The sequence below is a fragment of the Cupriavidus sp. CPT47-8839-RL05A genome (assembly GCF_058792255.1).
In genome coordinates this window covers 83,469-103,500 of record NZ_JBYTEG010000009.1, presented here as the reverse complement: position 1 = coordinate 103,500, position 20,032 = coordinate 83,469, and the positions used below count along the sequence as shown (strand labels likewise).

The 20,032-nt window shown below is 67.2% G+C and carries 19 protein-coding genes and 1 tRNA gene; 12 read left to right on the top strand and 8 right to left on the bottom strand.

Annotated elements, in window-relative coordinates; genetic code table 11:
* Window positions 1–2: 2 nt before the first annotated feature.
* The 5 genes from AC3WVS_RS13020 to AC3WVS_RS13000 all read left to right on the top strand — a co-directional run bounded on the left by AC3WVS_RS13020 (window position 3) and on the right by AC3WVS_RS13000 (window position 4,672).
* A tRNA-Gln gene (locus tag AC3WVS_RS13020) sits at window positions 3–79 on the top strand.
* Between the two features lie 94 nt (window positions 80–173).
* Window positions 174–1,127: a ribose-phosphate pyrophosphokinase gene (locus AC3WVS_RS13015; RefSeq protein ID WP_010814374.1), complete on the top strand. Its 954-nt coding sequence runs from the start codon at window positions 174–176 to the stop codon at window positions 1,125–1,127.
* 132 nt (window positions 1,128–1,259) lie between these two features.
* Entirely contained in the window at window positions 1,260–1,877 is a 618-nt protein-coding gene (locus AC3WVS_RS13010) for a 50S ribosomal protein L25/general stress protein Ctc (RefSeq protein ID WP_492318954.1), read from the top strand.
* A 151-nt stretch (window positions 1,878–2,028) separates the two neighbouring features.
* Window positions 2,029–2,625, top strand: coding sequence for an aminoacyl-tRNA hydrolase (gene pth / locus AC3WVS_RS13005; RefSeq protein ID WP_492318953.1), 597 nt, complete (start codon window positions 2,029–2,031; stop codon window positions 2,623–2,625).
* A 196-nt stretch (window positions 2,626–2,821) separates the two neighbouring features.
* Entirely contained in the window at window positions 2,822–4,672 is a 1,851-nt protein-coding gene (locus tag AC3WVS_RS13000; RefSeq protein WP_492318952.1) for a PhoX family protein, read from the top strand.
* Between the two features lie 101 nt (window positions 4,673–4,773).
* On the opposite strand, the gene AC3WVS_RS12995 is transcribed toward AC3WVS_RS13000, so the two are convergent.
* From AC3WVS_RS12995 to AC3WVS_RS12975, 5 genes are all read right to left on the bottom strand, one after another.
* Window positions 4,774–5,034, bottom strand: coding sequence for a YfhL family 4Fe-4S dicluster ferredoxin (locus AC3WVS_RS12995; RefSeq protein ID WP_035822613.1), 261 nt, complete (start codon window positions 5,032–5,034; stop codon window positions 4,774–4,776).
* Between the two features lie 68 nt (window positions 5,035–5,102).
* Window positions 5,103–5,588 carry a pantetheine-phosphate adenylyltransferase gene (gene coaD / locus AC3WVS_RS12990; protein WP_010814369.1) on the bottom strand — a complete coding sequence of 162 codons (486 nt, stop codon included), beginning with the start codon at window positions 5,586–5,588 and terminating at the stop codon, window positions 5,103–5,105.
* Between the two features lie 240 nt (window positions 5,589–5,828).
* Entirely contained in the window at window positions 5,829–6,521 is a 693-nt protein-coding gene (gene rsmD / locus AC3WVS_RS12985) for a 16S rRNA (guanine(966)-N(2))-methyltransferase RsmD (RefSeq protein ID WP_084187366.1), read from the bottom strand.
* Window positions 6,522–6,603: 82 nt separating this feature from the next.
* On the bottom strand, window positions 6,604–7,986 hold the full coding sequence (locus tag AC3WVS_RS12980) for a M16 family metallopeptidase (protein WP_492318951.1): 1,383 nt from the start codon (window positions 7,984–7,986) through the stop codon (window positions 6,604–6,606).
* A 9-nt stretch (window positions 7,987–7,995) separates the two neighbouring features.
* Window positions 7,996–9,543 carry a M16 family metallopeptidase gene (locus AC3WVS_RS12975; protein WP_492318950.1) on the bottom strand — a complete coding sequence of 516 codons (1,548 nt, stop codon included), beginning with the start codon at window positions 9,541–9,543 and terminating at the stop codon, window positions 7,996–7,998.
* 217 nt (window positions 9,544–9,760) lie between these two features.
* On the opposite strand from AC3WVS_RS12975, the gene ftsY reads away from it, so the two are divergent.
* The gene (gene ftsY / locus AC3WVS_RS12970; protein ID WP_492318949.1) at window positions 9,761–10,915 is read left to right on the top strand and encodes a signal recognition particle-docking protein FtsY; all 1,155 of its coding nucleotides are present in this window, start codon (window positions 9,761–9,763) and stop codon (window positions 10,913–10,915) included.
* Between the two features lie 73 nt (window positions 10,916–10,988).
* On the opposite strand, the gene maiA is transcribed toward ftsY, so the two are convergent.
* Both maiA and AC3WVS_RS12960 read right to left on the bottom strand, forming a co-directional pair.
* Window positions 10,989–11,636 carry a maleylacetoacetate isomerase gene (gene maiA / locus AC3WVS_RS12965; protein ID WP_492318948.1) on the bottom strand — a complete coding sequence of 216 codons (648 nt, stop codon included), beginning with the start codon at window positions 11,634–11,636 and terminating at the stop codon, window positions 10,989–10,991.
* 4 nt (window positions 11,637–11,640) lie between these two features.
* The gene (locus AC3WVS_RS12960; protein ID WP_492318947.1) at window positions 11,641–12,342 is read right to left on the bottom strand and encodes a fumarylacetoacetate hydrolase family protein; all 702 of its coding nucleotides are present in this window, start codon (window positions 12,340–12,342) and stop codon (window positions 11,641–11,643) included.
* 252 nt (window positions 12,343–12,594) lie between these two features.
* Here AC3WVS_RS12960 and AC3WVS_RS12955 point away from each other — a divergent pair, with 252 nt between their 5' ends.
* From AC3WVS_RS12955 to ybiB, 5 genes are all read left to right on the top strand, one after another.
* A complete protein-coding gene (locus AC3WVS_RS12955) occupies window positions 12,595–13,242 on the top strand; it encodes an ANTAR domain-containing response regulator (RefSeq protein ID WP_035822600.1) in 648 nt (215 codons plus the stop codon).
* Window positions 13,243–13,607: 365 nt separating this feature from the next.
* Window positions 13,608–14,918: a CmpA/NrtA family ABC transporter substrate-binding protein gene (locus AC3WVS_RS12950; protein ID WP_492318946.1), complete on the top strand. Its 1,311-nt coding sequence runs from the start codon at window positions 13,608–13,610 to the stop codon at window positions 14,916–14,918.
* Window positions 14,919–14,969: 51 nt separating this feature from the next.
* Window positions 14,970–15,875 carry a nitrate ABC transporter permease gene (gene ntrB, locus AC3WVS_RS12945; protein ID WP_492318945.1) on the top strand — a complete coding sequence of 302 codons (906 nt, stop codon included), beginning with the start codon at window positions 14,970–14,972 and terminating at the stop codon, window positions 15,873–15,875.
* Window positions 15,876–15,893: 18 nt separating this feature from the next.
* A complete protein-coding gene (locus AC3WVS_RS12940; RefSeq protein ID WP_492318944.1) occupies window positions 15,894–16,697 on the top strand; it encodes an ABC transporter ATP-binding protein in 804 nt (267 codons plus the stop codon).
* Between the two features lie 109 nt (window positions 16,698–16,806).
* The gene (gene ybiB / locus AC3WVS_RS12935) at window positions 16,807–17,799 is read left to right on the top strand and encodes a DNA-binding protein YbiB (RefSeq protein ID WP_492318943.1); all 993 of its coding nucleotides are present in this window, start codon (window positions 16,807–16,809) and stop codon (window positions 17,797–17,799) included.
* A gap of 19 nt (window positions 17,800–17,818) precedes the next feature.
* Here the strand turns inward: ybiB and AC3WVS_RS12930 are convergent, their stop codons facing one another.
* Complete coding sequence (locus tag AC3WVS_RS12930) at window positions 17,819–18,694, bottom strand: pirin family protein (RefSeq protein ID WP_492318942.1); 876 nt, start codon at window positions 18,692–18,694, stop codon at window positions 17,819–17,821.
* A gap of 340 nt (window positions 18,695–19,034) precedes the next feature.
* On the opposite strand from AC3WVS_RS12930, the gene rpoH reads away from it, so the two are divergent.
* Entirely contained in the window at window positions 19,035–19,961 is a 927-nt protein-coding gene (gene rpoH, locus AC3WVS_RS12925; RefSeq protein ID WP_011614472.1) for an RNA polymerase sigma factor RpoH, read from the top strand.
* The last annotated feature ends 71 nt before the right edge of the window (window positions 19,962–20,032 follow it).

Sequence of the window (20,032 nt, the reverse complement as noted above, 5' to 3'; positions counted from 1 at the left end):
GTAGGGGAGTCGCCAAGTTGGTCAAGGCACCGGATTTTGATTCCGGCATTCGAAGGTTCGAATCCTTCTTCCCCTGCCATTACATTCCTATAGTGTCCTTACGGACTCTCTGTATCAGTCACCGGCTTTGCCGGTGACGCCAAGCTCCCCCAGCAGCAAGACAGGTGCCCCGAATGAGCAGCGAAGGCTTGATGGTATTTACCGGCAACGCCAACCCCAAACTCGCGGAGGCTGTCGTACAGCACCTCGGCATTCCCCTGGGCAAGGCGTTGGTTGGCCGTTTCTCCGACGGCGAAGTTCAAGTTGATATCCAGGAAAACGTTCGCGGCAAGCACGTCATCGTGCTGCAGTCCACCTGCGCGCCGACCAACGACAACCTGATGGAGCTGATGGTGATGGTCGACGCGCTCAAGCGCGCCTCGGCACGCAGCATCACCGCCGCCATGCCCTACTTCGGCTATGCCCGCCAGGACCGCCGCCCGCGTTCGGCGCGCGTCGCGATCTCGGCCAAGGTCGTGGCCAACATGCTGGAAGTCGCCGGTGTCGAGCGCGTGCTGACGATGGACCTGCACGCTGACCAGATCCAGGGCTTCTTCGATATTCCCGTCGACAACATCTACGCTTCGCCGGTACTGCTGGGCGACCTGCGCGAGAAGAACTACGGCGACCTGCTGGTGGTGTCGCCGGACGTCGGCGGCGTGGTCCGTGCCCGCGCACTGGCCAAGGAACTGAACTGCGACCTGGCGATCATCGACAAGCGTCGTCCCAAGGCCAACGTGGCCGAGGTGATGAACATCATCGGTGAAGTCGACGGCCGAAACTGCGTCATCATGGATGACATGATCGACACCGGCGGCACGCTGTGCAAGGCCGCCCAGGTGCTGAAGGAGCGCGGCGCGCTGAAGGTTTTCGCCTACTGCACGCACCCGGTGCTGTCGGGTGGCGCGGCCGCCCGCATCGCGGACTCGGCGCTGGACGAAGTGGTGGTGTGCGACACCATCCCGCTGTCCGAAGAAGCCGCCAAGTGCACCAAGATCCGCCAGCTCTCGACCGCCCCGCTGCTGGCCGAGACCTTCACCCGCATCGTCAAGGGCGACTCGATCATGTCGCTGTTTGCGGGTTCCTGATAGAATTTAAAGCTTTACTGCGTTGATCGCCGTTTTTCGGCGATCAACGTGGCTTGATCGGCGCATCATTTTCTGTTTGCGCCGCAACGAGGCTGTCTGGTCGCGGACGGCCTTCTTACTTTTGGAGTCATCATGAAAGTTGTCGCTTTCGAGCGTAGCGTACAGGGAACGGGTGCGAGCCGCCGCCTGCGCAATTCGGGCAAGACCCCCGGCATCATCTACGGCGGCGCCGCCGAACCGAAGATGATCGAACTGGATCACAACGCGCTGTGGCACGCCCTGAAGAAGGAAGCGTTCCACTCGTCGATCCTGGAACTGGAAGTCGCTGGCAAGTCGGAACAGGCCCTGCTGCGCGCATTCCAGATGCACCCGTTCAAGCCGCTGGTGCTGCACGTCGATTTCCAGCGCGTGTCGGCCAACGACAAGATCCACGTCAAGGTGCCGCTGCACTTCATGAACCAGGAAACCGCTCCTGGCGTGAAGCTGGGCCACGGCATCGTCAACCACATCCTGAACGACCTGGAAGTGTCGTGCCTGCCGGCCGACCTGCCCGAGTTCATCGAAGTGGACCTGGCCGCCGTCGAGCTGAACCAGACCGTCCACCTGTCGGACATCAAGCTGCCGAAGGGCGTGACCGTGATCACCCACGGTGACGACAACCCGGCCATCGCCAGCATCTCGCAACCGGCTGGTGCCGTGTCGGAAGCTGCCGAAGGCGGCGAAGCCGCTGGCGAAACGCCGGCTGCCTAAGCTGCAGCAGCGGTCGCGGCCTGCCGGCCGCGCCAGGAAGAAACCGCCGCTTCTTGCGGCGGTTTTTTTTCGCCCGGCAGCCGTCTGCCGGTTTTTCGGTATCCTTGGCGCTTGTGGCACAGCCTTGCGCGCCAACGACCCAGTCAAACGCATGATCAAGCTCATCGTCGGCCTCGGCAATCCCGGTGCGGAGTACGAGGCCACCCGACACAACGCCGGCTTCTGGCTGGTGGACCAGCTGGCCCGCATGGGCGGCGCCACGATGCGCGTGGAAGGCCGCTTCCACGGCCTGGCCGCGCGTGCGCGGCTGTGGGACCAGGACATCTGGCTGCTCAAGCCGTCGACCTTCATGAACCGCTCCGGCCTGGCCGTGGTCTCGCTCGCGCGCTTCTACAAGGTCCTTCCCGACGAGATCGTGGTCGCGCACGACGAGATGGACCTGCCGGCGGGCGCGGCCAAGCTCAAGCGCGGCGGCGGCGCGGGCGGCCACAACGGGCTCAAGGACATCTCGGCCCACCTGTCCACGCAGGACTACTGGCGCCTGCGCCTGGGCGTGGGCCATCCGCGCAACGCGCCCGGCGGCGCCGGCACGGGCCGCGAGGACGTGGTCAACTTCGTGCTCAAGCCACCGCGGCGCGAGGAGCAGGAAGCCATCGATGCCGCCATCGACCGCTGCATCGAGCCGCTCGGCCTGCTGGCACGCGGCGACGCCGAACGCGCCATGGCGCAGCTGCATACCACGCGCTGACAAATACGCATATTCCTGCGACAAGAGTATGAAAACGGGCCGCATCTGCGGCCCGTCGTGGTTTGGCGGCCCAAGACTGCTGTTGCAGACAATATGTCATCAAAGTGCCATGGGCGGCACATAGATTCCGTGGTTTCCAATCGCGTCGGTATCGCATGGTGGCCGATGCGCATGACAACCCACAGGAGGAAAGCCCATGTCGTACCTGACCGATGAAGCGCGGGCCGCCAGTCGCGCTGCCAAGCCCGACGTTGACGTGCCCGGCCAGATGCTCGAAGACATCGTAGCCGCCAACCCGGCCCGCCGCCGGGTGCTGCGCGGCGGCCTGGGCCTGTCGCTGGCCTCGGCGTTCGGCAGCGGCCTGCTGGCCGCCTGTGGCGGCGATGACGATCCCGCACCGGCACCGGCACCGGCCCCCGCTCCTGCCCCCGCGCCCGGCCCGGTCAGCCCGAGCTACGAAGTCACCTTCGAGCCGGTCGCCAAGTCGACCGCCGATGCCGTGGTCGTGCCCAACGGCTACAGCGTCGACGTGCTGTTCTCCGCCGGCGACCCGGTCGAAGCCGGCGCCACCGGCTATGCCGGCGCCTTCCAGTCCTCGGCCGAAACCGAGCGCCAGGCCGGCGGCAACCACGACGGCATGCACTACTTCGCGCTGCCGGGCGTCGATCCGCAGAAGGGCGGCCTGCTCGCCATCAACCACGAGCTGCCGGATTACAAGATCCTGTTCGCGGGCGGCACCTATGACGCCGGCACGGCCAGCTCCGAACAGAAGCGCATCGCGCTGTCGGCCGTCGGCATCTCGGTGATCGAAGTGGAACTGGCCGCCAGCGGCAAGTGGCAGGTCAAGCGCGACTCGATCTACAACAAGCGCTACACCGGTAACACGCTGTACCGCGTGGGCGGTCCGGCGGCATCGGTAGTGGGTTCGACCGTGGTCGGCATGCTCAACAACTGCTCGAGTGGCCATACCCCGTGGGGCACCTACCTGACCTGCGAGGAAAGCACCGACAACTACATCGACCCGACCCAGGCCGACAACGGCTACGGCTGGGTGGTGGAAGTCGATCCGTACGGCACGCTGGGCGCGCCGGCCAAGCGCACCGCAATGGGCCGCTTCGACCATGAGAACGTCGCCTTCCTGACCGACGCCAACAACAACGTCGCGTTCTACATGGGCGACGACGGCACGCCGGGCTGCATCTACAAGTTCGTGCCGAGCAAGGCGTTCGACCCTAACAACCGCGCCGCCAACGCCAACATCCTGGACACCGGCACGCTGTACGTGGCCAGGTTCAATGCCGACGGCAGCGGCCAGTGGATCGAGCTGTCGCAGGGCAAGAACGGCCTGACCGTGGGCGCTTCGGATCCGGGCAACTGGACCCAGTCGGCAGTCTCGCCGGCGCCGACCACCGTCGACTTCGCCAGCCAGGCCGACGTGCTGATCAACACCAAGTCGGCCGCGCGCGTGGCCGGCGGCACGCTGATGGACCGCCCCGAGTGGATCACGGCCGCACCGGACAAGACCCTGTACTGCACGCTGACCAACAACAGCGGCCGCCAGCAGACCGACGCCGCCAACCCGCGCAAGAACAACCTGCACGGCCATATCGTCAAGTGGAACGAAGCCGGTAATTCGCCGCTGGCGACCACCTTCACGTGGAGCATCCTGCTGCAGGCCGGCGACCCGTCGCTGGCCACCGACAACCTGAAGGGCAACATCAACGGCGACACGTTCTCGAGCCCCGACGGCCTGCGCGTCGACCCGCAGGGCCGGCTGTGGGTGCAGACCGACTCCAGCACCAGCGCCACCTACACCAGCACGTTCGGCAACAACAGCATGTACTACATCTCGCCGACGGGTCAGTCCAGGCGCTTCCTGGTCGGCCCGACCGGCTGCGAGATCACCGGCATCGCCTACACGCCGGACCTGACCACCTGCTTCATTAACATCCAGCACCCCACCGGCGCGTGGCCGGACGCGGCCAAGCCGCCGCGCTCGTCCACCATCGTGGTGCGCCGTAGCGACGGCAAGCCGATGGGGGCGTGACCGCGCAGTGTAGTAGGTAGTACCAGCAGTAACTGGGGAAAAGTTAAACCCCCGTCACCTTGCGGTGCCGGGGGCTTTTTTTGCCTTGCTGAAGCTGCGGGTCAGGCCGCGTGCTTGGCAGCCGTCAGCAGCCGGTAGCGCTGCATCAGGATCTCATGCGTTTCGACGCGGTTCGGATCCTTGGGGATACAGGCGACCGGGCAGACCTGCTGGCATTGCGGCTCGTCGAAGTGCCCGACACACTCGGTGCACTTGTTGGGGTCGATTTCATAGATCTCGGGCCCCATCGAAATGGCTTCGTTCGGGCACTCGGGTTCACAAACGTCGCAGTTGATGCAGTCGTCAGTGATCATCAGCGCCATGGTGTTTCCTTCCTGCGGACACGCCCGCGCCCGACTGGCCGCGACTCGACGTATCTGAGTCTGCTATTTTATTCCGGTTTGCCGATTTTCTCTTGCAGCCAGCGTTCCACCGACGGGAACACGAACTTGCTGACATCGCCACCCAGCACCGCGATTTCGCGCACGAAGGTGCCGGAGATGAACTGGTACTGGTCCGACGGCGTCAGGAACATGGTTTCCACGTCGGGCAGCAGGTAGCGGTTCATGCCTGCCATCTGGAATTCGTACTCGAAGTCGGACACCGCGCGCAGGCCGCGCACGATCACGCGCGCATTGTTGTTGCGCACAAAGTCCTTGAGCAGGCCGGAAAAGCCTTCGACGCGCACATTGGGATAATGCCCGAGCACTTCACGGGCAATGCCGATGCGCTCTTCGAGCGAAAAGAACGGGCGCTTGTTGGGGCTGTGCGCCACGCCGACCACCAGTTCGTCGAAGATGTTCGACGCACGGCGGACCAGATCCTCGTGTCCCCGGGTCATTGGATCGAACGTGCCGGGATAGACCGCGATGACCATACTTCCTCCTTGATCTGCCCGCTGCCGGCCTTGGGCCGCCTCTTGCGCCGGCCGGACCGGCGTGGGTGCTGCGTCGCGAGCGTTGTAACAGCGGCGTAGTGTAACCCCAAATGCGCCACTTGGAAGCCGCCCGGCACACCGTTTTGCCGCAGCGCAGCTATGAAACCGTTTCCCATTGAGGAAGGGGACCTTCCTCATTGCGGAACAGGCCTACCCGGACCATCGCCCCGGACTGGTGCATCAGGCAGCGCCGTTGCCCGGCACGCGATGCTGCAGCAGGTGGAAATGCACCGCGCCGGCGCGCGCGTGGCGCACGATTTCAAGCGACGCCGGCACCGGCGCGTCGGCACCGGTCAGCGCATGGTCGGTCTCGACATAGACTGCGCCGCCGGGCCGCGACAGCCGCGCCGCGTGCTCCAGCGCCGGCCCGATCCAGTCCTCGGCGAAGGGCGGATCCAGGAAGACCACATCGAAGCTGGCATCGGGCAGTTGCGCGGCAATGGCAAAGGCATCGCCCTGCATCACGCGCACCTGGGCCGCATCGAGCCGGTACTGGTTGTCGCGCAGCTGCTTGGCCACACGCGCATTGGACTCGACCAGCGTGACCGCGGCGGCGCCGCGCGAGGCGGCCTCGAAGCCGAGCGCGCCGGAGCCGGCGAACAGGTCCAGGCATTCCAGCCCGGACAGGTCCTGGCCGAGCCAGTTGAAGAGCGTCTCGCGCACGCGGTCGGGCGTGGGGCGCAGGCCCTGGGCATCGGGAACGGGCAGCAAGGTGCGCTTCCAGCGGCCGCCGATGATGCGGACCTGGGACGGCTCCTGGCGCGGTGCCTGGCGTGGCGCCGCGGAAACGGGGGAACGCCCGCCGCTGGCAGCGGCAGGAGAGGCGGGTCGCCCGCCGGTGGCGGGCGACGGCAATCGGGAACGCGAATTCATCCCGTGATTGTAGAGCCTGCGGGCCGGTTCGCCGCACGCACCGGAGCCCCGGCGCGCATGACGGGCCCAAGCGGTGCCGGCATCACTGCCTGGCGGCGGTCGCAGGCGCCGCGACCGGGCCGCCGACGATCACCGTCGCCATATTGTCCGGGCGCACATGGCGCTGGAAAGCGGCCCTGACCTGCTCGCGCGTGACCTTGCCAATCTGGGCGGTCCAGGTGTCCAGGTAATCCAGCGGCAGCCCGTACCAGCCGATATTGGCGACGTTGGTCAGCAGCTTGCGGTTGTTGTCGATGCGCAGCGGGAAACCGTTGATGAGGTTGTCCTTGGCCGCGCGCAGCTCTTTCTCGGTCGGGCCCTCGGCGACAAAGCGCGCCAGCACCTGGCGCACCAGCGCCAGCGCTTCGTCGGTCTGCGCCTTCTTGGTCTGCAGGCTGATGCCGAACGGACCCGGCTGCTTGGACGGCGCGAAGTAGCTGTCCACGCCGTAGGTCAGGCCGCGCTTCTCGCGCACCTCGTCAGTCAGGCGCGAACTGAAGCCGCCGCCGCCCAGCACGTAGTTGCCCACCAGCAGCGCGAAATAATCAGGGTCGCCGCGGGCAATCGCCGGCTGGCCGATGGCCACGCTGGACTGCTGTGCCGGATGCGGCATGCGCTGCTCGCTCGGGGCGATGTTCAGGCGCACCTGCGGCATGGCCGGCGCCGCGCTGCCGGGCGGCAGCCCGCGCGTGAGCTGCTCGGCAATGGCTTCGGCCTGCTTGCGGTCGACCGCGCCGATCAGCGTCACCACCGCGCGCTGCGCGCCGTAGTTGTCGCGCCAGAACCTGACGATGTCGTCGCGCGTGATCGACGCCACGCTGTCCGGGGTCGCGGCCACGCCGTAGGGATGGTCGGGGTACATGGCCTTGGCCAGCGCCTTGTCGGCGATCACGCCGGGCTTGGCGTCGGCTTCGCGGATGGCGGTGATCAGGCGCTGCTTCTCGCGCCCGACCACGGCGTCCGGGTAGGTCGGCGCCTTGATCAGTTGCGCGGCCAGCGCGACCGACTGGTCCAGCTCCGGCTGGGCGGTCAGCGTGCGCAGCCCGATGCCGCCGCGGTCGCCGCCGGCGGCGCCGCCAAAGGCGGCACCGGTATCGGCAAAGCCATCGGCGATCTTCGCTTCATCGCGCGCCGGCTGGCCCTCCAGCGCCGCGGCGCCCTTGTCCAGCAGCGCGGCGGTCAGCGTGGCCAACCCGGCCTTGCCCGGCGGGTCATAGCGGCTGCCGGCGTCGAAGTCGATATTGACGTCGAGCATCGGGATCGACGGGCTGTGCACGAAGAACACCCTGGCGCCGGTTGACGCGGTCCAGTGCTCGATCGGGATCGCGGCCTGCGCCAGTTGCGCAGCCAGCAGGACCATGGCGCCCAATGCGGCGCCGGCCAGTTTGCGCAGCGCACGCTGCGGGATGGTGACGTACTGAGTCATCGCCTTTCCTCAGTGGCGCAGGCCCGACGGGGCCTGGGGCTTGGGCTTGTTCGGATCGATCGGCTGCGGCACCAGCGTGGCCACGGTCAGGTTGTCGTCGTTGAAATACTTCGCGGCGACGGCCTGCACCTGCGCCGGCGTGACGGCCTTGATCTTGTCGAGCATGCGGTCGATCTGGCGCCAGGAGATATCCGAGATCTCGGACACGCCGATTTCCATGCCCTGCCCGAACACCGAATCACGCTTGTAGATCTGGCCGGCCACCACCTGCGCCTTGACGCGCTTGAGCTCCTCCGGCGACACGCCCTCCTTGGCGATACGCTGGACCTCGGCGCGCAGCGCGCGCTCGATCTCGTCGGTGTTGTGGCCCGTGGCGGGCGTGCCGTCGAGCACGAACAGCGACTCGCCGCGGTTGATGCTGTCATAGCCGACGTTGACGTCGTCGGCCAGGCGCTGCTCGCGCACCAGTTCGCGCGTCAGTCGTGCGTTGTCGTAGCCGTTGAGCACGGCGGCCAGCACCTCCAGCGCGTAGGGGTCGACGTCCTTCTCGATATCGCGCAGGCGCGGCACCTTGTAGGCCATCACCATGTACTGGTTCTCGGCCGGCGCCTTGACCCAGATGCGCTTGATGCCCTTTTGCGCCGGCTCTTCCTGGTCCTTGCGCAGCGGCAGCGTGCGCGGCTTGAGCTTGCCGTAATAGCGCTCGGCCAGGGCGCGCACTTCCTCGGCCTTGACGTCGCCGGTGACAATCACCATGGCGTTGTTGGGCACGTACCAGTGGCGGTACCACTCCTTGACGTCGTCCACGCGCATATTGACCAGGTCGTCCATCCAGCCGATCACCGGGTGGCGGTACGCGGCGGCGGTGTAGACCGTGGCCAGCAATTGCTCGTAGACGGTGCCGCGCGCGGAGTCGTCGGTGCGCAGGCGGCGTTCTTCCATCACCACCTTCATCTCGCGTTCGAACTCGTCCTTGGTGATGACGAGGTTGGCCATGCGGTCGGCCTCCAGCTCCATCATCCTCGGCAGGTACTGCTTGCCGATCTGCTGGTAGTACATGGTGAAGTCGCGGTTGGTCATGGCGTTCTCACGCCCGCCCAGCGCGGCCACCTGCTTGGAGAACTCGCCCACGCCGACCTTGGGCGTGCCCTTGAACATCATGTGCTCGAGCATGTGCGCCACGCCGGTGGTGCCGCTGACCTCGTCGATGCCGCCCACGCGGTACCAGATCTGGTGCGCCACCGTGGGCGCGCGGTGGTCTTCCTTGACGATCAGCCGCAGCCCGTTGGACAGGCGGTATTCGGTCGTGCCATGCGCGGTCGCGCCGGCCGGGGCGGTCTGCGTGCCGGGCATCGGCGAGGCCACCACGCCCTGCGCCCCTGCCGGCATCGACCACGGCAGCAAGGCCAGCAGCAGCGTGGGAATGACTCGCCGCGCGAGACGCGCGGCGCGGGCGGGAAGCGGTTCGGAGGAGGATGAAAGGCGTTGGAAGCGCGTTGGGACGCAGGCTTTGGTGCCTTGTGCGCCCGCAGCGGTCAGGACAGCGCAATGGTTCATGCGACCCCGTCTGCTAGAATTTTGCCGATCGACTCACGTGCGCAAGACTGCGCGCATGAATCTGCCATGTAGCGAACTATACGCAATCGCCGGCCGGGACCACAACGGTTTCTCCCCAGCCATCGCGACGCCTGCGTAACCCATTGATTTATAACCGGTTGCCTGCTGGCATTGGCTGCCGCCAGGGTATCGGCCCCGGTATTGACCCCATTCCCCAATGTTTAGTTTCTGGAAGAAGCGCAAGGCCGAGCCCGCCGAGGCGCCAGCCCCGGCCCCCGCTCCGGTCGAGGTTCCCGCCCCCGTACCGGCACCGGCCCCCACGCCTGCGCCAGTCCCTGCGCCCGCACCGGCACCGGTCCCGGCGCAAGTGCCACCCCCTGCCCCAGCGCCCGTGGCGGCCCCGATCCCCGTGCCGGCGCCCGCACCGGCCGAAGCGCTCGAGCTGGTCCCGCCGCCCGCCCAGACTGCTGAAGCGAAGCTGGGCTGGATGCATCGGCTGCGTACCGGGCTGTCCAAGACCAGCCGCAACATCGGCACGCTGTTCGTCGGCGTCAAGGTCGACGAGGCCCTGTTCGAAGAACTGGAAACCGCGCTGCTGATGGCCGATGCCGGCGTGGAAGCCACCGAGTACCTGCTGGGCGAGTTGCGCAAGCGCGTCAAGGCCGAGCGCATCGAGACCGCCGAAGGCGTCAAGGCGGCGCTGCGCGAGCTGCTGACGCAGCTGCTGCGCCCGCTGGAAAAAACCATGGCGCTGGGCCGCGAGCAGCCGCTGGTGATGATGATCGCGGGCGTCAACGGCGCCGGCAAAACCACCAGCATCGGCAAGCTGTGCAAGCACTTCCAGCGCTATGACCAGAAGGTGCTGCTGGCCGCCGGCGATACCTTCCGCGCCGCCGCGCGCGAGCAACTGACGATCTGGGGCGAACGCAACAACGTCACCGTGGTGGCGCAGGAAAGCGGCGACCCGGCGGCGGTGATCTTCGACGCCGTCAATGCGGCCAAGGCGCGCGGCATCGACATCGTCATGGCCGACACCGCCGGCCGCCTGCCGACGCAGCTGCACCTGATGGAAGAGCTCAGGAAGGTCAAGCGCGTGATCAGCAAGGCCATGCCGAGCGCGCCGCACGAGGTGCTGCTGGTGATCGACGCCAATACCGGCCAGAACGCCCTGCAGCAAACCCGCGCCTTCGACGACGCGCTGGGCCTGACCGGCCTGATCGTGACCAAGCTCGACGGCACCGCCAAGGGCGGCATCCTGGCGGCGATCGCGCGCCAGCGCCCGGTGCCGGTTTATTTCATTGGCGTGGGCGAGAAGGTGGAGGACCTGCAGCCGTTCAAGGCGGATGAGTTCGCCGAAGCGCTGCTGGGGTAAGGCCCGGCAACCCGTGCAAAGCAAAAACGCCCCGGCAGTGCCGGGGCGTTTTGCCTTGCAGGCCTGCGAACGCTTATTCCGCGTCAGGCTGCGCCTTCGGCTCCGCCTTCTGGAAAGCAGGCAGCTCCATGCAGGTTTCATAGATCCTGGCGATCGCCGGGTAGGGGGCCAGGTCGATATTGAAGCGCTGCGCGTTGAATACCTGCGGCACCAGGCAGATATCGGCCAGCGTGGGCGTATCGCCAAAGCAGAAGCGCCCGGCCTTGCCGCCGCGCTCCAGGTTGGCCTGCAGCGACGCAAAGCCCAGCTCGATCCAGTGGTGGTACCACGCGTCCTTGACCTCGTCGGTCACGCCCACGGTGTGCTTCAGGTACTTCAGCACGCGCAGGTTGTTCAGCGGGTGGATCTCGCACGCGATCTCCTGGGCCAGTCCGCGCACATAGGCGCGGTCCAGCGCCGTGCCGGGCAGCAGCTTCGGCTCGGGATGGACCTCGTCCAGGTATTCGACGATGGCCAGCGATTGCTGCAGCACGTGCTCGCCGTCGGCGAGCGCCGGCACCAGGCCGTCGGGATTCACGGCGCGAAACTCCGGCTTGAGCTGCTGGCCGCCTTCCTTCAGCAGGTGCACCGGCACATAGTCATACGACAGCCCCTTGAGTTCCAGCGCAATGCGCACGCGGAATGAGGCCGAACTGCGGAAATAGCTGTAAAGCTTTAGCATTGGATCAGACTACCTTGATGGTGAGATCGCCCACGCCGCCGACGTGGCACCGCATGACATCGCCCTTGACCACCGGGCCCACGCCTTCGGGCGTGCCGCTGAAGATCAGGTCGCCCGGCTGCAGCTCGAACAGCTTCGACAGGTACGACACCATCTCCGGCACCGACCAGATCAGGTCGGACAGGTCGCCGCGCTGCTTCTCCACGCCGTTGACCGCCAGCGTCACCGCGCCCTTCTCCGGATGGCCGATGGCCGAGACCGGCACGATCGGGCCGATCGGCGCGGACTGGTCGAAGGCCTTGCCGGTCTCCCAGGGGCGGCCGGTCTTCTTCGATTCGTTCTGCAGGTCGCGGCGGGTCATGTCCAGGCCCACGGCGTAGCCGAACACGTGGCCGGCTGCCTGGTCGACCGGGATGTCCCGTCCGCCCTTGCCGATCGCCACCACCAGCTCCACTTCATAGTGGCAGTTGCTGGTGCCCGGCGGGTACGGGAAGGCACCTTCGGTGCCGTCGGCGACGTAGCTGACCGCGTCGGACGGCTTGCAGAAGAAGAACGGCGGCTCGCGGTCGGGGTCCGAGCCCATTTCACGGGCGTGGGCAGCATAGTTGCGGCCGACGCAGTACACGCGCCGGACCGGGAAACTAGCATTGCTGCCGCGCACCGGCACGCCAACGGGCGCGGCCGGGGCGAACACGAATTCGGTCATGCATCTCTCCAGATTGTTCTGATCGGTGCTGCGGCGCGGGTGGGCAGGATTGCAGGATGCAGCCATGCGCGGCGTCGCCAGCAGACGCCCCGGCGCAGCAGGGCAACAGGATACACCGCGAGAGTTGGCTCTGCGTACGACCGCATACAATGAATCCAGGCATCCTCGCAGCGCCAGCGCACCGGACTGGCGCAGGTACCGGATACTTGCCCGGCGCGAATCTTGCATGGCGCACTGCAACAGAGCCTAGCCATGACACGACGCCACCCGCCCCCATCGCCCACCGCTGCTGCACCTGCCCCGCCCACTGCCGGCGGCCGGGTGTTGCGGATCCTGCTCGTGCGCGACCCGCATGACGCCGACCCGCTGAACGTCGAGACCATCCGCGGCGGGCTGGTCAGCGCGGGCTTTACCGAGATCCAGATCGTCGACGCCGACCTGCGCCTGCCGGATGTGATCACGGCCACCCAGCCTGACATGCTGATCATCGCGTCCGAATCCGCCGCGCGCGACACCATCGAGCATGTCTGCGTCTCGACCCAGCATGCGCCGCGTCCGATCGTGCTGTTCACCGACAACGACGACAGCCAGCGCATCAAGGCAGCGCTGACGGCGGGGATCACCGCCTATATCGTCGACGGCCTGCGCGCCGAGCGCGTCAAGACCGTGCTTGACGTGGCCTACGCACGCTTCGAACTGGACCAGCAGCTGCGCGCCGAGCTCGATGCCACCCGGCTCAAGCTGGCCGAGCGCAAAGTGGTCGAGCGCGCCAAGGGGCTGCTGATGCAGGCGCGCGGCCTCAGCGAGGACGAGGCCTACAAGCGCCTGCGCAGCATGGCGATGGAGCGCGGCCTGAAGCTGGTGGACGCGGCCCAGCGCGTGATCGACGTGATGGGCTGAGCCGCTCCCGCCTGCCAGCCGTGGTGCGCTGCCGCACGCGACTGGTGCAATGCACGCTCCTGGCGCTGCCGCGCTGCTCCACCTCCCTCCTATGCTCCCCCGAATGTGGCGGCGGCCAGCGCGCGCGCACCGCATCCGATCATTACCTCCCGATCCGTCACAAATCCGCCCTCGAATGCTGCACTGCACAGGCTGGCACACGCCTTGCGTTATGCAGGTATCGGCCAACGGCGGCCGACCAACAATTTCGGCGGACACGGCCAACGCGGGCTGCGTCACGCCACGGACAACGGCGTCCCTGCGCCGCACCGGTCTTCTGGCGAAGCCGGTCGCGGAGGGGACGCCTTTTTTCTTGGAGCCATGCAATGCCCTCTCGCCTCAGGATTGCCAAGCCGCTGCACGCAGCCGTCCACGTTCCCGACGCGGCTGCCGACGCCGTGCCGGCCAGCAGCGGCCGCCGCCGCGCGCTGGCCACCATCGCCGGCGCCAGCGTGATGACGCTGGTCGATCCGCTGGTGCGCGCCGGTGCGTGGGCAGCGGGCTCGGACGCGCCCGAGAAGGCCGACGTGCGCATCGGCTTTATCCCGCTGACCGACTGCGCCTCGGTGGTGATGGCCGCCACGCTCGGGCTGGACAAGAAATACGGCATCAAGATCACGCCGACCAAGGAAGCCTCATGGGCCGGCGTGCGCGACAAGCTGGTCAACGGCGAGCTGGACGCGGCGCACGTGCTGTACGGCCTGATCTACGGCGTGCAGCTGGGCATCGGCGGCCCGAAGAAGGACATGGCCGTGCTGATGAACCTGAACCACAACGGCCAGGCCATCACGCTGTCGTCCAAGCTCGCCGAGAAAGGCGTCAAGGACGGCGCCAGCCTGAAGGCGCTGATGATGAAGGAGAAGCGCGACTACACCTTCGCCCAGACCTTCCCCACCGGCACGCACGCGATGTGGCTGTACTACTGGCTGGCGGCCAACGGCATCAACCCGATGCAGGACGCCAAGGCCATCACGGTGCCGCCGCCGCAGATGGTGGCCAATATGCGCGTGGGCAATATGGATGGCTTCTGCGTGGGCGAGCCCTGGGGCGCGCGCGCCATCGCCGACAAGATCGGCTTCACCGCAGAGACCACGCAGGCCATCTGGAAGAGCCACCCCGAGAAGACCCTGGGCACCACCGCGGAGTTCGTGCAGAAATACCCCAACACCGCGCGCGCGATGGTGGCCGCGGTGCTGGAGGCATCGAAGTTCATCGATGCGTCGGCCTCCAACCGCCGCAAGACCGCCGAGACCATTGCCGCCAAGTCCTACGTCAACACCGACATGGACATCATCCTGGACCGCATGCTGGGCCGCTACACCAACGGCCTGGGCAAGACCTGGGACGACCCCGACGCGATGAAGTTCTACCAGGACGGCAGCGCCAACTACCCGTACCTGTCAGACGGCATGTGGTTCCTGACCCAGCACAAGCGCTGGGGCCTGCTGAAGGAACATCCGGACTATCTCGCCGTGGCCAGGCAGGTCAACCGCATCGACGTCTACAAGCAGGCCGCCGCCGCCGCGCAGGTGCCGCTGCCCAAGAGCGACATGCGCAGCGCCAAGCTGATCGACGGCGTGGTCTGGGACGGCAAGGACCCCAAGGCCTACGCCGACGGTTTCAAGATCAAGGCCTGACGCAAGCCTTCCCCCACTGATCCGCAGTGCCCCTGACGAAAGGAGCCAGACGTGAATGCCATAGCCCACCCCACGCCCGATGGTGCAACCGTAGCCGCCAGCGCCGACCCCGACACCAAGGAGCGGGCGCGCCGGCGCGAGCAGGAAATCGCCGCGCAGGCACGGCGCTCGCAACGCCGCGAGGCGGTCGCCGCGCTGGTGCTCAAGGCCGTGCCACCGGCACTGGGCTTTGCCCTGTTCGTGCTGGCCTGGCACGGCATCGCCACGATGATCCCGGCCATCCCCACGCCGCAGGCCACATGGAACGCCGCGGTGCCGCTGTTTGCCGACCCGTTCTACCGCAACGGGCCCAATGACCAGGGCATCGGCTGGAACGTGCTGGCATCGCTGGCGCGCGTCGCGGCGGGCTTCGGCCTGGCCGCGCTGGTCGGCATCCCGGCCGGCTTCCTGATCGGGCGCTTCGCCTTCCTGAACGCGATGACCGCGCCGGTGATCAGCCTGCTGCGGCCGGTCTCGCCGCTGGCGTGGCTGCCGATCGGCCTGCTGCTGTTCAAGGCCGCCAACCCGGCCGCGATCTGGGCGATCTTCATCTGCTCGATCTGGCCGATGGTGATCAACACCGCGGTCGGCGTCACGCGCGTGCCGCAGGACTACCTGAACGTGGCGCGCGTGCTGGACCTGTCGGAATGGAAGGTGTTCACGCGGGTGCTGTTCCCCGCGGTGCTGCCCTACATGTTGACCGGCGTGCGGCTGTCGATCGGCACCGCGTGGCTGGTGATCGTCGCGGCCGAGATGCTGACCGGCGGCACCGGCATCGGCTTCTGGCTGTGGGACGAATGGAACAACCTGAAGGTCGAGCACATCGTGATCGCGATCTTCGTGATCGGCATCATCGGGCTGCTGCTGGAGCACGCGCTGCTGGCGCTGGCCCGGCGCTTCAGCTACGGCACCAACTGACACGCGGGGAGAATCGCCATGGACAAGTTCGTCAGCATCGAAAACGTCGGCCAGACCTTCAAGACCCGCAAGGGCCCGTTCGTCGCCCTGCGCGATATCAACCTGCATATCGCCGAGGGCGAGTTCATCACGCTGATCGGCCATTCAGGCTGTGGCAAGTCCACGCTGCTGAACCTGGTCGCGGGACTGGCCACGCCCACCACCGGCGCGCTGATCTGCGCCGGGCGCGAGATCGCCGGGCCGGGGCCGGAGCGCGCGGTGGTGTTCCAGAACCATTCGCTGCTGCCGTGGCTGACGTGCTTCGAGAACGTCTACCTGGGCGTGGAGCGCGTCTTCGCCGCCAGCGAGAGCAAGCCGCAGCTCAAGGCGCGCACGCACGACACGCTGGCGCTGGTGGGCCTGACGCACGCCGAGAACAAGTACCCGCATGAGATCTCCGGCGGCATGAAGCAGCGCGTGGGCATTGCCCGCGCGCTGGCGATGGCGCCCAAGGTGCTGCTGATGGACGAGCCCTTCGGCGCGCTCGATGCGCTCACGCGCGCGCACCTGCAGGACGAGCTGATCAAGATCGTGGCGCGCACCCGCAGCACCGTGGTGATGGTGACCCACGATGTCGACGAGGCCGTGCTGCTGGCCGACCGCATCGTCATGATGACCAACGGTCCGGCCGCGACCATCGGCGAGATCCTGAAGGTGGAGCTGCCGCGTCCGCGCGACCGCGTCGCGCTGGCCGACGACAAGGGCTACCACGCCTGCCGCACCGCGGTGCTGGACTTCCTCTACCGCAAGCAGCGCAACCCGGCGCTGCAGGAAGCCGCGTAGTGCCCGCCGGCCGCGTGCGGGTGGGCGGCCCTATGTGGCACAGGCGGCGATGGGCGCGGCGGCCTGGCTCCGCTATCATGAACCCAGAACAGACTACCCCCACGCCGCCATGACCACGCCAGCCACGTCCTTCCCTGCTGCCCGCTATATCAAGGAGATCGGCCGCGGCGTCAACGGCGCGCGGGCGCTGCCGCGCGAAGACGCGCAGGCCCTGTTCGACGCCATGCTGGCCGGGCGCGTCTCGGACCTGGAGCTTGGCGCCATCCTGATGGCCTACCGCATCAAGGGCGAGGCCCCGCACGAGCTGGCCGGCATGCTGGAAGCCGCCCATGCGCACTGCCAGCCGCTGCCGGCGCCGCCTGACCGGCAGGTGGTGGTGATCCCCAGCTACAACGGCGCGCGCAAGCAACCCAACCTGGTGCCGCTGCTGGCGCTGCTGCTGGCGCGCGAAGATGTCCCCGTGCTGGTGCACGGCACGCGCCTGTTCAATGGCCGCGTGACCAGCATGACGCTGTTCGAGGCGCTGGGCGTGCCCTTGTGCGCGACTACCGGCGAGGCCTCGGCACGGCTGCGCGAGGGCAGCGACCTCGGGCCGCTGGCGGTGCTGCCGGTGGATGTGCTGTCGCCCGGGCTGTCGCAGCTGCTGGAGCGGCGCACCGTGATCGGCCTGCGCAATTCGGCGCACACGGTGGCCAAGATGCTGCAGCCGGTGGGCGAGCATTCGCCCGCGGAAGGGTTGCGCCTGTACAGCTACACCCACCCCGAATACCGCGAGACGCTGACCGACTACTTCTCGCATGAACCCGCCAACGTGCTGCTGGCACGCGGCACCGAGGGCGAAGTGGTGGCCGATGCGCGCCGCACCAGCCGCATCGACTGGCTGCACGAGGGGCACCAGCAGACGCTGGTCGATCCGGCCGTGGGTTCGCTGGCCGAAGTGCCTGAACTGCCGCCCGGCAGCGACGCCGGCCAGACCGTGGCCTGGATCCGGCGCGTGCTGGACGGCGCGGCGCCGGTGCCGGCGCCGATCGCGATCCAGGTCGAGGCTATCCGCGAATGCCTGCGGCAAGGCACCCGCGTGACCTGGGCCAGCCCGGTCTGAGCCAGCCCCGGGACCGCTGTCAGGGCTTGCGCGGGGGCAGCGGGATGCGCTCGGTCTCGCCCGGCACGTGCGGGAACTGGTCGTCCTCCCAGCGCTGGGCGGCGGCCTCGATCGCCACCTTGCTGCTGGCAACGAAATTCCAGTAGATAAAACGGTGCCCGTCGGTCGGGTCACCGCCCAGCAGCATTACGCGCGACGGTGTCGTGGCCGTCAGCGTCGCGGGCTGGCCCGGCGTGAGCACCACCATATGCTCGGCCGGCAGCGGCTCGCCGTCGAGCGCCACCGCGCCATCCACCGGATAGATGCCCCGCTCGGCATGATCGGCCGGGATCTCCACGCTCGCGCCCGCATCCAGCTCGATCGCCACATACAGGGTGCGGCTGAAGATCTTGACCGGAGAGACCTGGCCAAAGGCATCGCCCGCAATCACCACCATGCGCACGCCCGGCCGCTCGATCCGTGGCAGCGTGGCGGCTGGATGGTGGAAAAACGACGGCTCGGCACCCTCATGCTCCTGCGGCAGTGCCACCCAGGTCTGGATGCCGTGCAGGCGGGCCCCGGCGGGGCGCACATGCTCGGGCGAGCGCTCCGAGTGCACGATGCCGTGCCCGGCGGTCATCCAGTTGACATCGCCCGGGCGGATCGCCTGGTCGCTGCCCAGGCTGTCTCGGTGGATGATCTCGCCCTCGAACAGATAAGTGACCGTGGCCAGCCCGATATGTGGATGCGGGCGCACGTCGGCTCCGCCGCCCGGCGGCAGTTGCACCGGCCCCATATGGTCGAAGAAGATAAACGGCCCGACAGTCTGGGCGGCGGCGGCGGGCAACAGCCGGCGCACGGTAAAATCGCCCAGGTCGCGCACATGCGGCTTGAGCAAGTGTTCGATAGCAGACATAACTCCTCCGGTGGAATGAGAGAGGCTTGCAAGGATGCCAGCGCGCCGCAGCTTGGTCGAGTGTAGCCGCTGCTGCAACAAATCATTGCAGCAGCGGGCAGAACCGCCGTGCCCCGCACCGCTCTAACATCCAGTGCGCCGAACCGTGGGTATCGTTCCCGCCGCTCGAAGTGGCAAGTAGCTATGCCAGCAGCAAGAGCGATCGAGAGGAACTATCACGACCATCGGGGCTCCAATTAGCACTCACCCGGCCTGAGTGCTAATATGTGTTGCAGTGCCACCGCCCCAACAGGCGCGGCACCCCGGCAACCGAACCGCCGGATGCGAAAGGAGCCATTGAGTGAACGCAGTCTTGTCTGCCGACCAAACCCTGAATAACCGTCTGCCGACGGCACCCCGGAGCACGGGCAGCTTCGCGCTGACCTTCCCGGCCACCGTTGGCAACCTCGACAGCTATATCCAGGCTGTCCACCGGATTCCGCTGTTGACCGCGGAGGAAGAGCAGCGTCTGGCGCGCGAGCTCCGCGACCACGATTCCGTTGATGCTGCCCGCCAGATGGTGATGTCCCACCTGCGTCTGGTGGTGTCGATCGCCCGCCAGTACCTGGGCTATGGCCTGCCCCACGCCGACCTGATCCAGGAAGGCAATATCGGCCTGATGAAGGCGGTCAAGCGCTTCGACCCCGACCAGGGCGTGCGCCTGGTGTCGTACGCGATGCACTGGATCAAGGCCGAGATCCACGAATACGTGCTGAAGAACTGGCGCATGGTCAAGGTGGCCACCACCAAGGCCCAGCGCAAGCTGTTCTTCAACCTGCGCAGCCACAAGCAGGGCGCGCACACGTTCACGCCGGAGCAGGTCGAGGCCGTGGCGCGCGAGCTGAACGTCAAGCCCGAAGAAGTGATGGAGATGGAGACCCGCCTGTCGGGCGGCGACCTGGCGCTGGAAGGCCAGATCGACGACGGCGAAGAGGAATTCGCCCCCATCGCCTACCTGGCGGACAACCACAACGAGCCCACCCGCGTGCTGGAAGCCAAGCGCCACGACCGCATGCAGGTCGAGGGCCTGGAAGAAGCGCTGGGCAAGCTGGACGAACGCAGCCGCCGCATCATCGAGGCGCGCTGGCTGCACGTCGAAGACGATGGCTCGGGCGGGTCCACGCTGCATGAGCTGGCTGACGAGTTCGGCGTCTCGGCCGAGCGCATCCGCCAGATCGAGGCCGCGGCCATGAAGAAGATGAAGGGGGCGCTGCAGGCGTTCGCCTGATCCGCACCCCCAGCCATGCAAAAGGCCGGTCCACTGGACCGGCCTTTTTGTTGCCCGCGAGGGGTTAGTGC